An 11,733-nucleotide genomic window follows, 5' to 3' on the forward strand; every position below is an offset into this window, starting at 1 on the left:
CCGTGATAAATCCCGGGAGGCCGTACGATGCCCATCAGGACGACCGCCACGCTCTGCGCCGCGCTGGTCACGCTCACCGGAGCCCCGTCACCCGCGCCCCCCACCGCGCCCACTGCCGGGCCCACTGCCGGGCCCACTGCCGGGCCCACTGCCGGGCCCACTGCCGGGCCCACTGCCGGGCCGGTGCTGCTCGCCGACGCCGACCACGACGGGGAGGTCGACGCCGCGCCGGGCACGGGAGAGGCGATCTTCCTGCCCAACCTCGACGACAGCGAGCGCCGCTGCCGGGTCTCCGAGGCCGACCTCGACGCCCCCGGCGACGCCGCCGACGTGCGGCTGGCCGCCTGCCACGACGCCGCCGACGCCCGCGTGAACGGCGAGCGGGACGCGGCCGACCTGGCGCGGCTGCGGCTGCCCGCGATGCCCGGCCTCGGCCCGGCCGCCACCGCCCGGCTGAGCGTCGACGCCCCCGGCAAGGTACGCCTCTTCGCCCGGCACGCCGGCGACCGCCGCGCCTCGGACTTCCGCCCCGCGCTGCCCGAGGGCGGCGGCCTGCTCACCGCCGCCGACCTGCGCGCCGGCCTGGAACTCGGCGTCGAGGGACGCGACATCGTCCGCGACGCCGCCCGCTGGGACGGCCGGGTCACGATCACGCTCACCGTCACCGACGGCCCGAGGAGCGCCACCGCCCGCGTCCGCATGCGCGAGGCGCCCCTTCTGCTCCAGAACGACCTCCAACCGGCCGTCGAGGTGCTGGCCGCCAGGCCGGGCGCCGGACCGGGCGCGCCGCCCGAGCTGCCCTTCCCCGACGGCCTGCCGGGCGGCTGGCCGGAGTTCGCCCGCGACCTGCGCGCCGCCGCCCGCGCCGCCGGGACGCCCGCGCCCCGGTTCGTCACCGGCACGTCCCGCTGGTGGAAGGACACCTGGTGGCAGGACGTCTTCGAGCCGACCACCGCCTCCATGCCCGCGCCCGGCGGCGTGCGCGTCATGCGCGTCCTGGTCCGGTCGGGCAACGTCCTGGACCTGGGCGCGGACACCGCCCCCACACCCCGGCCGATGGCCCGGCTGCTGTTCCGCGAGCTGCGCGGGCCGGGGGTCGCCGTGGTGCAGCAGCTCACCCTCACCCGCCGCGACCACCTCACCGACCTGCGCAACTCCACCGGCAACGTCGAGTCGCTCCCGCCCTACGCCGGCCACCCCCACGGACGGCTGGTCTACGGCACCGGCCGCACCCGCCGCCCCGACCCCGCGTTCGTCCGCCTCCTGACCGGCATGGGCCAGGGACTCCAGCCGCCCGTGACGCTCGACACCGACTGGCTGCTGGTCGGCCACGTGGACGAGACCATGCACGTCGTACGCGCCGGGAACGCGCGTGGCTGGACCCTCCTGGTCGCCGACCCGCGTACGGCCGCCCGGCTGCTGCGCCGGGCCGGAGCCGCCGGAGCCGGGCCCACCAGGTTGTTCCCCGGCTCCCGCACCGTCGGGGAGCTGCTCGGCGACCGGGCGTTCCTGGCGGCCAACGACGCGGCGGCCGGGCACATCGACGCCCAGCTCGACACCATGCTGACGGCCACGGGGCTGCGGCCTTCGGAGATCGTCCGGGTGCCCGTGCTGTTCGGCGCGAGCGAGATCGAGCCGTCGTTGCTGAAGGCGTACACGCCGGGCATCCCCAACGGGTTGTCGCTGACGGACCGCGAGTTCGCCGCGCCCGACCCCCACGGGCCGGTGGTGGGCGGCCGCGACCTGTTCCGGCAGGCCGCGCGGGACGCCCTGGCGGCCCAGGGCGTACGGGTGCGGTGGGTGGCCGACCTGTCGTGGGCCCACCTGCTCGGCGGCGAGGTGCACTGCGCCACCAACGCCCTGCGCGACACCAGCTCCACCGCCCGCTGGTGGACGCCCTGAACGAGCCCGGCGGACCCGCCCGCCCACGGGGGACGGACGGGCCCGCCGGGCGCCCGCTCAGCTTCCGACCGGCTCCGCGCGCAGCCGGGCCGAGTGCTTGACCAGGGTGATCAGTACCTCACGGCTGGAGTCCCGCTTCCGCGCGTCGCACAACACGATCGGGATCGACGGGTTGAGCTGCAGCGCCAGCCGCACCTCGTCCAGCTCGAACGTCGGCGCCCCCTCGAAGCAGTTCACCGCCACCACGAACGGCGTCCCACGCCGCTCGAAGTAGTCGACCGAGGGGAAACAGTCGGCCAGGCGGCGGGTGTCGGCCAGGATGACCGCCCCCAGGGAGCCCTCGGCCAGTTCGTCCCACACGAACCAGAAGCGTTCCTGGCCGGGGGTCCCGAACAGGTACAGGACGTAGTCGGTGCCCAGGGTGATGCGTCCGAAGTCCATCGCGACCGTGGTGGTGCGCTTGGCCTCCACGGAGGTCAGGTCGTCGATGCCCACGCCGCGGTCGGTCAGCACCTCCTCGGTGCGCAGCGGCCGGGTCTCGGACACCGCTCCGACCATCGTCGTCTTGCCCGCCCCGAATCCGCCGGCGATGAGAATCTTGATCGCCGTCGGCAGGCGCGGGCGCTCAGAGCGAGCGAAGACCATCGAGCACCGCCCTGTACATCTTCATGTCATGCATGTCCACCTCGGATTGCGGTTCCTGGGCAGAGACGAGTTCGCGGTCGAACAGGTCGCCGAGCAGCACGCGGATCGTGCCGGCCGGGAGGTTCAGGTGCGCGGCTATCTCGGCGACTGACTTGGGTTCGCGGCAGAGCTGGAGGATGCGCAGGTGTTCGGGGTCCAGCCCGGCGTCGGGGCCCGGCGGCGGACCCACCGCCAGCGCCATGGAGATGAGGTCGAACTTGCCGTGCGCGGGCTGGGTCCGCCCGCGCGTGACGACATAGGGCCGGATGATCTCCGGATCTATCCAGTGTTCGTCCGTGGGCTCTCCGGTGGTGTTCACCGGTCGCTCCTGGCCGCGGCCTCGGCGTTGCGCGCGCCTGAGGTGAGGTACTGGCCGACCCGCGCCACCAGCATGGCCATCTCGTACGCCACCAGCCCGATGTCGGCGTTCTGGGCGCACAACACGGCCAGGCAGGCGCGCTCGCCGGCGGTCGTGACGATCAGGAACTGCGACTTCCACTCCACGACCGTCTGCCGGACCTGCCCCGCGGAGATGTGGTCCGCGACGCCCTTGGCCAGGCTCTGCAGGCCGGAGGCGACGGCGGACAGGTGCTCGCCGTCGGTGCGCTGCAGACCGGCCGACGAGGCCATGAGCAGACCGTCGGAGGACAGCACGATGGCGTGCTCGGCCTCCTTGATCCGGTCGATCAGGTCGTCGAGCAGCCAGTTGAGGTCAGTGCCCGCGCTGGGCGTCATGTCGGGCCTCCCGTCGGGAGCCGGGCCGCGGCGCTCATGCCTCGCCTCCCGGCTGCTCATCCATGATCCTGGCCGCCTCGGTGCGGCCAAGACGGGTGCCTGACTGCAGGGATCCCATCATGGCGCGGATCTCCTCGGGCGAGCGCTCGTCATCGTCCTCCTCGAAGTCGGGCTGCGTCGGCGTGTCGTCACGCAGCGCTGGCGCCAGGTTGGCCTGGGGGACTCGGAAGGGCAGGCCGGACGGCGTGAACTCGGCCACAGGCTGCTGCTCCGGTTCCGCGGGCGGTTCTGGTTCAGGTGAAGGCGAAGGTGCCGGTGCTGGGAAGGGTGCTGCCACTACGGGGACGTGCGAGGGGCCGGGGCCGGCGGGGACCGGCCCGGGGGCGGGACTGGCGGCAGGCCTGGCGCCAGGACTGGGGGCGGGACTGGGGACGACCGCCATGGGACGCGGCGGCGTCAGGGTGCGGACGTTCTCGGCGGGCCGCGCGACCGTGGCCAGCGTGGTCCCGGTGCTCGTCCGGCGCGGCAGGCTCGGCCGGGAGTCGCCGTCCGGGTGCCGCGGCACGGGGTCGAGCTCGACGAGTTCCTGCGGCAGCAGCACCACGACGGTCGTCCCGCCGTACGGGGACGCCTTCAGCACGACCTGGATCTCGTGCCGGCGGGCGAGCTGGCTGACCACGTAGAGGCCCAGCCGGGCGGTGCCGGAGATGCGGAACTCGGGCGGGTCGGCGATGCGCTCGTTGGCCGCGTCGAGGTCCTCGGTCTTCATGCCGAGCCCGCGGTCCTCGATCTCGATGACGTACCCGTTGGCCACGAGCTGCCCGCTGACCTGCACGTTCGTGTACGGCGGCGAGAACGACACGGCGTTCTCGATCAGCTCGGCCAGCAGGTGGATGACGTCACCGACGGCCCGGCCGACGAGCACCACGTCGCCCATCGGCATGAGCGTGACGCGGGTGTAGTCCTCGACCTCGGCCAGCGCGCCGCGCACCACGTCCACCATGGGCACCGAGCGGCGCCACGTACGGGCGGGGGAGGAGCCGGACAGGACGATCAGGTTCTCGGCGTTGCGCCGCATGCGGATGGCCAGGTGGTCGAGCCGGAAGAGCTCCTTCAGCTCCTCGGGGTCGGTCTCCCGGCGTTCCATCACGTCGAGGACGGTCAGCTGCCGGTGCACCAGGCCCTGCGTGCGGCGGGCCAGGCTGAGCAGGATGTCGCGGATGCTGCGGCGCAGCTCCGCCTGCTCGGCCGCGACGCTGATCGCCGTGCGCTGCACGGTGTTGAACGCCTGGCCCACCTGGCCGATCTCGTCGTCGCCGAACTCCAGCGCGGGAGCCTCCTTGGCGACGTCCACCACCTCGCCGTGGCCGATGCGCTCGACGATGCCGGGCAGGCGGTCGTCGGACAGCTCGTGGGCGGCGTCGCGCAGCTTCTTGAGCTGGGCGAGCAACTGCCTGGTCGTGGTGATGGACAACACGATCGAGGCGATGACGGCGATCAGGCCGAGACCGCCGGCCAGGAGCAGCCGCACGATGACGCCGATGGCGACGGGGATGATCCGGTCGAGCAGGCGGTCGCCGCCCGCCAGGGTCGTGGTCTGCATGCCGGCGAGCGTCCCGTCGGCCGCCACGCGCCAGCTCTCGCCGCTCATCGGAAGCGGGCCCATGCCCGGCTCGTGCTGGACGAGCTGCGCCTCCATGGCCTGCAACCGGACGACGGACTCGGTCTTGAGCCACGCGTCGAAGGCGGCCCTGTCCTCGTCGGGCAGCCTGTCCAGCGCCTCGGTCAGCGTGTAGTGGAAGATGCCCGACGTCTTGACGAACTCGGCGTGCTCGTTCTCGGTGAACGAGCCCTTGGCGAAGACGCCGGACAAAAGCGCGTCCTCACGGGCCAGGAACTCCCGCGAACGGGACATGTCCGACAGCGTACGGCCGATCTTGGCGATCTCCTTGTCGTCGAAGGCGGCCACGGAGTCGTACATGCGGTACATCGCGTCGATGGCGTTGTTGTACTGCCGCGTCGCCTGGGACAGGTCCGCCCTGCCGGAGTCGATCGCCTTGCGCGCCGCCACGAGCTTGTCCAGCTCAGTGTTGACCTCGGCGATACTTTCGAGCAGCGGCTCGTCGGAGGCGAGGTCGACCACGTTGCCCTCGGCCGTGGAGGTGAACTCCGCGCGCAGCGAGTCGGTCTTGGCCCGCTGGTCGCGCATGCCCCTGTCGACGGCCCGCGAGCCCGCGCCGAGGTGGGCGACGGTCAGCCGGCGCTCGCGCTGGAGCTCGACCAGCAGCGGCTCGCTCGGCTCGACGATCCTGCTGTCGACGGTCGCGGCCCAGAGCAGGTTGACGCCCTCTCGCAGCGTGACCCACGCTGCGAACGCCCACAACAAGGTGAGCGACACGATTAGCGCCGTGACTTTGGCCCGGACACTGGCATTACGGAAGCGCATGAAGCCCTCCGGTAGAAAAATCCGCTCGGTCAGCAGGCCATGTCAAGACGGAGAAAGGGGCACTCCAGGAATCCGACACTCGGGTCACCCTAGCAACGCCGGAATACTGCCTCAACACGCTAGAGCACCATAAGGAGTATTATGTCCTATTTTCGTACCTGGAATTTCCTTCGGTGTGACATTTTGTGACATGCTGAGCGGCGATGACCGCAGCCCGCACGATGGCTGTCGGTGAGTAAAGCTCCTTGTCATGCCACAGTGGTGGATAGTCAGATAAATTGGCCGACCGAATCAGGTACTCATAACCGCGTCGCGCGGCCCGTTCGCATCGTTCGTCCGGCTCAGGACCGGACAGCAGCAGAGCCTGCATCCCGTACGCGGTCTCCTCCGGCCGGCCGGCCCACCGGCCCCAGGATCCGTCGGCCCGCTGGGTCGACAGGATCCACTCCCGCGCCCGGAGCACGGCCTCGGCGTACCGGGGGCCGCCGAACTCGCCCAGCGCCAGCACGCAGCTCAGCGTGGCGTAGTACGGCGAGGCATGCCACCTGTCGCTCCAGCTCCCGTCCGGACGCTGCCGCTCGGCCAGCCACCGCGCCACGCGCTCGATCCGCGCCCGGTACGCCTGCGCCGCCGCGGGCCTGGCCCGCGTGTACTGGCCCAGCGCGTCGAGCACGTGGGCGTTGACGCTGACGGACGAGCCGTCCTCGCCCTGCCAGGTGCAGAAGTGCGCGCCGGTGTCGAACGCCGCCAGCGACAAGGGCTCGTACGGCACCCCGAGCAGGGCCAGGGCGTAGAGCGCGACGCTGGTGGTGTCCGCGTCGGCCGGCAGGCCGGCTCCCGCGGGGGTGCCCTCGGGCCCGATGGCGGCCCTCAGGTCGGCCGCCATCTCCGGCGGCACGTCCACCGGCACACCCGCCCTGAGCAGCCAGCTCAGCACCCAGGCCCGTTCGAAGACGGTGATCGGCAGGCCCACGGGCACCGGGCCGCCGTACCGAAGGGCGACGGCCTCCAGGTGGTGCCTGGCCGGCCCCGCGCCCTCGTCCTCGGGCCGGGCGGACAGCCAGGCCGCCGTGGCGGCCGGCGAGGCGCCGACGGTGCCGATGGGCGTGGGCCGCACCGCGCCCGTCGCGCCCACGACCTCCAGCACGTGCTGGACCTTCTGCGGCGGCTCGCCGCCCGACTCCAGCAGCCGCCTGACCCGGCCGAGCCGCGTGGTGTCCATGCCGGGCGGCAGGGGCAGGGGCGGCTCGTCCACGTGGTCGTTCACGAGCCGGACGAGGGCCGGGACGATCAGCTCGATGGCCGGCGTGTCCGGCAGGTCCGACGCCTCGGCCAGCATCGGACGCAACGCCTCCAGCCCCGCCTTGACGGCCGGGAGCAGCGCGCCCGGGTCGCCCTCGCCGCGCGCGACCGCGGTGAGCAGGGCCTCCGTGGCGCTCAGCGTGGGCACCAGCGCGTAGCCGTCCGGAGCGCCCCACGCGCCGTCGCCGCGCTGCCCGGCCAGCAGGTACGCCACCCGCTCGCGGTGCCCGGCCAGATCGGGGGCGAGCGTGACCAGGCGCCCGGTCTCATAGACCGACGGCGACACCTGGCCCCACGGTTTCGCCATCAGCTCGCCCACCAGGAGGCCGGCCTGTTCGGAGAGATTCACGTCGTCGCCCAGAAGTCGGACAGGCCGTAGAAGCCGGCGCTGTAGTCGAGCTGCCATGTCAGGTACGCGGCCGGGCGCGGATGGCCGTCGCGCAGAGGTTCGATCAGCGTGCGCGCCTCGCGGGCCAGCTCGGCCATCCGCCCGGTCACCTCGTCCCGGGTCAGGCCGAGGGTGAAGGCGTTGAGGTCGCCGTACGCCTTCTCCCGGTGGTGCGTGGCCAGGTCGTTGAGCAGGCGCAGGTACCGCTGCACCGCCTCTCCGGCCGGGCGCAGCAGTTCCACGGCGGCGGGCGAGGTCACCTGGCCGGTCGCGATCCAGTGCGAGACGGCGACGAAGTACGCGCCGCAACTGCCGGCGTTCGCCAGGTACTCCTCGACGGCGGGCGGCCGGCCGGCGCGGCTCCACTCCCATTCGCGGGCCATGGCCGTGAGCATGCGGCCGAGCTGGTCGTGCCAGGCGGACCCGAGGTCCGGCGTGGTGTCCAGCGTCGTCCGCAGGTCGGCGGCGAAGGCCCCGGCCGGGCCGCCGGGAGCGTCCGACAGGCAGTCGGCGACCAGCGCGGCGACCTCCTCGCGGGTGCCGGCCTCGTGGTCGATCAGCCGGTCGGCGGCGAACACCAGCAGCGAGGCCCGGTTGATCGCCCGCAGCTCCCCGGCCGTCGCCCAGGGCGAGCCGAACGCGCTGGCGAGCCCGAGCGAGGTGTAGAGCCCGGCGTCGAACGCGGCGGCCGGGAACAGCTCGCCGAAGCGCGCGGCGTGCCGGGCCAGCTCCCGGCCGCCGGTCACCGCCAGCGCGCAGGCGCGGCCGGTGTCGAAGGCGTTCACCGCCGTGCCTCCAGCGTCATGGTCAGGCCGCGCGGCGGGCGCAGCGAGGCGGCCAGGCGCGGTACGGGCGGCTGGTCGAGATGCACGTGGGGCCGGTACCTGCGCAGGATGCCGGCGATGAGCAGCGGCGCCTCCATCGCGAACAGGTGTTGTCCGAGGCACACGTGCGGCCCGGCGGCGAAGGGCCAGTAGGCGTAGCGGTGGCGCCGCGCGTCGCCGCCCGGCGCGAAACGTTCGGGGTCGAACGTGGTGGGGCGGTCCCAGAACTCGGCCAGCCGGTGCGTCAGGTACGGGCTGAGGATCACCGTGGAACCCGCCTCGACGGTGACCCCGCCGATCACGTCGGTCGCGATCGCCGTACGGGGCAGGATCCAGCCCGAGGGGTAGAGCCGCATCAGCTCGCTGACGAACATCTTCAGGTACGGCATGCGCGGCAGGTGGTCGATGCCGACGGGGTCGTCCCCGACCACGCGGTCCACCTCGTCGTACACCTTGGCGGCGATCTCCGGGTGGGCCTGGAGCACCGGCCAGACCCAGGACAGCGCGGTGGTCGAGGTCTCGGTCGAGGCGCCGTGCATGGCGACGAGGTCGTCCCTGATCAGGCGGTCCCCGTCGGCGCCGCCGTCCTGCGTCCGGGCTCTGACCAGGCGCGAGACGACGTCGTCGCCTTCCTGCTCCTGCCCGCGGGCCTCGGCGATACGGGGGTAGACGACCTCGTCGATGGCTTTGATCGCCCGCCTGAACGCCCGGTCGCCCGGCATCGGGACCTGCTCCGGCACGAACGGCAACACCACGCGCAGCGCCTTGGCGGTGACGGCGACGTCGTAGGCGGGCACCAGCCGGTTGATGTCCTCCACCGAGATCTTCGCCCCGAAGAACAGCCGCACGATCACCGGGTGCACGATGGCCGACATGCCCTTGGCCACGTCGAACGGCTGCCCGGGGACGATGGTCGTGTCGATCAGCTCGTCCATGATCCGCGCCATGTTCTCGGCCATGGCGTTGACGTGCCGGGCGGTGAACAGCGGCTGGAGGATGCGGCGGCTCTCGGCCCAGTTCTCGCCGTCGGACAGGATGCCCTCGCCGAGCAGCGGCGCCAGCGGGTCCCAGAACATGCCTTCGCGCAGGTAGTTGGCCTGGTTGCCGGTGAGCACCTGCTCGACGTGGTCGGGGTGGGTGACGAGGTAGGGGCGGAAGGGGCCCATGTTCAGGCGTACGACCCGGCCGGCGGCCTCGGCTCCGGCCGCTTCGAGCGCGTGGACCGGAACCCGGTGTCTGGTGAGTCTGGTGAGGAAAGGGACAGTCCTGGTGGCAGTGGCAATATCCGCCACGAGTGTGTCTCCCTTGCGCCCGTCTTACATAACGGACATTTGATGACGAATGTAAAACCTAGGCTGGAGTATCACATGACCGTGCATGTAGATTCAAGATCGAACATTGGCAGGAGCACCACGTGAACCTCAGCCGCCCCGGCGCCTGGCTGTCGGACGCCGACATGATCGCCCGCTGTCGTCGCCTGGTGGAGCCCGCCATGCGCGCCGCGGTCGCGGGTCTGCATCCCTGGGGAGCCGCCATGGTCTCCTACAGCCTGGGCTGGTCGGACGCCACCGGACGGCCGTACGAGGGGGCCGGCGGCAAGAGCGTGCGCCCGGCCCTCGCCATCCTCAGCGCCGAGGCCGTCGGCGGCACCGCCGAACAGGCGCTGCCGGGAGCCGTCGCGGTCGAGCTCGTGCACGCCTTCTCGCTCGTGCACGACGACATCATCGACCAGGACGAGCTGCGCAGGCACCGGGACGCCCTGTGGAAGGCGTACGGGGTGGGGCCCGCCCTGCTGGCCGGGGACGCGCTGCTGGCCCTGGCCGTCGCCCGGCTCGCCGACCGCCCCGAGGCGATGCGCTACTTGTCGGCGGCCCTCGTCGAGCTGGTCCAGGGCCAGACCGCCGACATGGCCTTCGAGAGCAGGCCGTGGAGCGGGCCCGGCGAGGTGAGCGTGGCCGAGTACACGCAGATGGCGGCGGGCAAGACCGGGGCCCTGCTGGGGGCGGCCGCGGCGGCGGGGGTCGCGCTCGGCGGCCGGCCCGACCTCTCCGAGCGCATGTGGCGCATGGGGGTGGAGCTCGGCGTGGCCTTCCAGATCGCCGACGACGTGCTCGGGATCTGGGGGGATCCGCAGGTCACCGGGAAACCCGTGCACGGGGACCTGCGGCTGCGGAAGAAGACCGTACCGGTGCTGGCCGCGCTGGGATCGGGCGAGCCCGCCTCACGCCGCCTGGCCGACGCGCTGGCCTCGGGCGAGACCGACGACGCGGCCCTGACCCTGGCCGCCTGCCTGATCGAGGAGGCGGGCGGCCGGACGATCGCGGACCGCCTGGCCGCCCGGCACCTGGGGGCGGCGCTGGACGTACTGGACGAATGCCTGCCCGGCGCCGTCGCGCTCAGGGAACTGTGCGTCTCGCTGGCCGGCCGCGCCCGCTGACCCCGCTGGTTCCGCTGCCCGTGCGGGGCCGGGCGCGGGGCCGGGCGCCGGTCGTTCAGGGGCGGGCGGCGTTCAGGGGCGGGAGGCCGCGTCGAGCAGCGCCAGCTCCTCCTCGCCCAGCACCAGCTCCGCCGCCGCCAGCAGCGGCTTGAGCTGGTGCGGGTCGCGCGCGCTGGCCAGCGGCGCGGTGACCGTGGGCTGGGCGGCCAGCCAGGCCAGTGCCACCGAGGCCGGTTCCGTGCCGCGCTCGGCCGCCACCTTCAGCAGCCCTTCGAGCGCCCTGCGCCCGTGCTCGGTCTCCAGGTACTGGGCCGCCCCTCCCGCGCGCGGGCTGTCGACCGTGACGCCCGGCTGGTACTTGCCGGTCAGGAACCCGCGGGCCAGCCCGAAGTACGGCGTGCTCGACAACCCCTCCGCCGCCACGACGTCCCGCAGCTCACCCTCGTACGCCCGATCGACCAGGTTGTACGGCTGCTGCAACGCCACGTACGGGGCCAACCCCTCCTCCCGGGAGAGCCGCAGAGCCTCGGCCAGCCGGGCCGCGCCGTAGTTGGACGCGCCGACGTGGCGCACCTTGCCCTCCTTGACCAGCGCGTCGAAGGCGGCCAGCGACTCCACCAGCGGCGTGTCGTGGTCGTCCACGTGCGCCCAGTACAGGTCGATGTAGTCGGTGCGCAGCCGGCGCAGTGAGTCTTCGACGGCCGTGCGGATCGTGGCCGGGGCCAGCCCTTCGAGCCCCTCCAGCATCCCGACCTTGGTGGACAGCACCAGGGAGTCCCGGTTGCCGCGGTCGGCCATCCACTCGCCGATGATCAGCTCGGAGGTGGACTCGCCGGTCACCCAGTGGGGGTAGACGTCGGCGGTGTCGATGAAGTTGCCGCCGCCCTCGACGTAGGCGTCGAGGACCGCGAACGAGGCCTCCTTGTCGGCGGTCCAGCCGAAGACGTTGGTGCCGAGCGATATCGGGAACACGGACAGGTCCGTGGTGCCTATTGATCTCATGCGGCCATTATCC

At 72.7% G+C, this 11,733-nt stretch carries 10 protein-coding genes; 2 read left to right on the top strand and 8 right to left on the bottom strand.

Annotated elements, in window-relative coordinates; all coding sequences use genetic code 11:
* Positions 1-27 precede the first annotated feature (27 nt).
* Positions 28-1,902, top strand: a complete 1,875-nt coding sequence (locus IEZ27_RS06445; protein ID WP_189646348.1) for a protein-arginine deiminase family protein — start codon at positions 28-30, stop codon at positions 1,900-1,902.
* Positions 1,903-1,959: 57 nt separating this feature from the next.
* On the opposite strand, the gene IEZ27_RS06450 is transcribed toward IEZ27_RS06445, so the two are convergent.
* The 7 genes from IEZ27_RS06450 to IEZ27_RS06480 all read right to left on the bottom strand — a co-directional run bounded on the left by IEZ27_RS06450 (position 1,960) and on the right by IEZ27_RS06480 (position 9,573).
* Positions 1,960-2,547, bottom strand: a complete 588-nt coding sequence (locus IEZ27_RS06450; RefSeq protein ID WP_189646349.1) for a GTP-binding protein — start codon at positions 2,545-2,547, stop codon at positions 1,960-1,962.
* Positions 2,528-2,905 (bottom strand): DUF742 domain-containing protein, encoded by a 378-nt coding sequence (locus IEZ27_RS06455; protein ID WP_125635257.1) that lies wholly within the window; start codon positions 2,903-2,905, stop codon positions 2,528-2,530. The genes IEZ27_RS06450 and IEZ27_RS06455 overlap by 20 nt, the downstream gene beginning before the upstream one ends.
* The gene (locus IEZ27_RS06460; RefSeq protein WP_189646350.1) at positions 2,902-3,321 is read right to left on the bottom strand and encodes a roadblock/LC7 domain-containing protein; all 420 of its coding nucleotides are present in this window, start codon (positions 3,319-3,321) and stop codon (positions 2,902-2,904) included. The genes IEZ27_RS06455 and IEZ27_RS06460 overlap by 4 nt, the downstream gene beginning before the upstream one ends.
* Before the next feature lie 34 nt (positions 3,322-3,355).
* The gene (locus tag IEZ27_RS06465; RefSeq protein WP_229823477.1) at positions 3,356-5,719 is read right to left on the bottom strand and encodes a sensor histidine kinase; all 2,364 of its coding nucleotides are present in this window, start codon (positions 5,717-5,719) and stop codon (positions 3,356-3,358) included.
* Positions 5,720-5,906: 187 nt separating this feature from the next.
* Positions 5,907-7,418 (bottom strand): prenyltransferase/squalene oxidase repeat-containing protein, encoded by a 1,512-nt coding sequence (locus IEZ27_RS06470; protein ID WP_229823480.1) that lies wholly within the window; start codon positions 7,416-7,418, stop codon positions 5,907-5,909.
* Positions 7,415-8,242, bottom strand: coding sequence for a terpene synthase family protein (locus IEZ27_RS06475; RefSeq protein WP_189646353.1), 828 nt, complete (start codon positions 8,240-8,242; stop codon positions 7,415-7,417). The genes IEZ27_RS06470 and IEZ27_RS06475 overlap by 4 nt, the downstream gene beginning before the upstream one ends.
* A complete protein-coding gene (locus IEZ27_RS06480) occupies positions 8,239-9,573 on the bottom strand; it encodes a cytochrome P450 (protein WP_189646354.1) in 1,335 nt (444 codons plus the stop codon). Before IEZ27_RS06480 ends, IEZ27_RS06475 begins: the two co-directional genes overlap by 4 nt.
* A 122-nt stretch (positions 9,574-9,695) precedes the next feature.
* On the opposite strand from IEZ27_RS06480, the gene IEZ27_RS06485 reads away from it, so the two are divergent.
* Positions 9,696-10,718: a polyprenyl synthetase family protein gene (locus IEZ27_RS06485; protein ID WP_229823482.1), complete on the top strand. Its 1,023-nt coding sequence runs from the start codon at positions 9,696-9,698 to the stop codon at positions 10,716-10,718.
* 72 nt (positions 10,719-10,790) lie between these two features.
* On the opposite strand, the gene IEZ27_RS06490 is transcribed toward IEZ27_RS06485, so the two are convergent.
* On the bottom strand, positions 10,791-11,720 hold the full coding sequence (locus IEZ27_RS06490; RefSeq protein WP_189646355.1) for an aldo/keto reductase: 930 nt from the start codon (positions 11,718-11,720) through the stop codon (positions 10,791-10,793).
* Between the last annotated feature and the right edge of the window lie 13 nt (positions 11,721-11,733).

The sequence above is a fragment of the Nonomuraea spiralis genome (assembly GCF_014648435.1).
GTDB classification, from domain to species: Bacteria; Actinomycetota; Actinomycetes; order Streptosporangiales; family Streptosporangiaceae; genus Nonomuraea; species Nonomuraea spiralis.

What these genes read in the sequence shown, in the direction of transcription:
- IEZ27_RS06450 (WP_189646349.1), bottom strand. Translation starts at nt 2,547, where the DNA reads ATGGTCTTCGCTCGCTCTGAGCGCCCGCGCCTGCCGACGGCGATCAAG.
- IEZ27_RS06445 (WP_189646348.1), top strand. Translation starts at nt 28, where the DNA reads ATGCCCATCAGGACGACCGCCACGCTCTGCGCCGCGCTGGTCACGCTC.
- IEZ27_RS06490 (WP_189646355.1), bottom strand. Translation starts at nt 11,720, where the DNA reads ATGAGATCAATAGGCACCACGGACCTGTCCGTGTTCCCGATATCGCTC.
- IEZ27_RS06460 (WP_189646350.1), bottom strand. Translation starts at nt 3,321, where the DNA reads ATGACGCCCAGCGCGGGCACTGACCTCAACTGGCTGCTCGACGACCTG.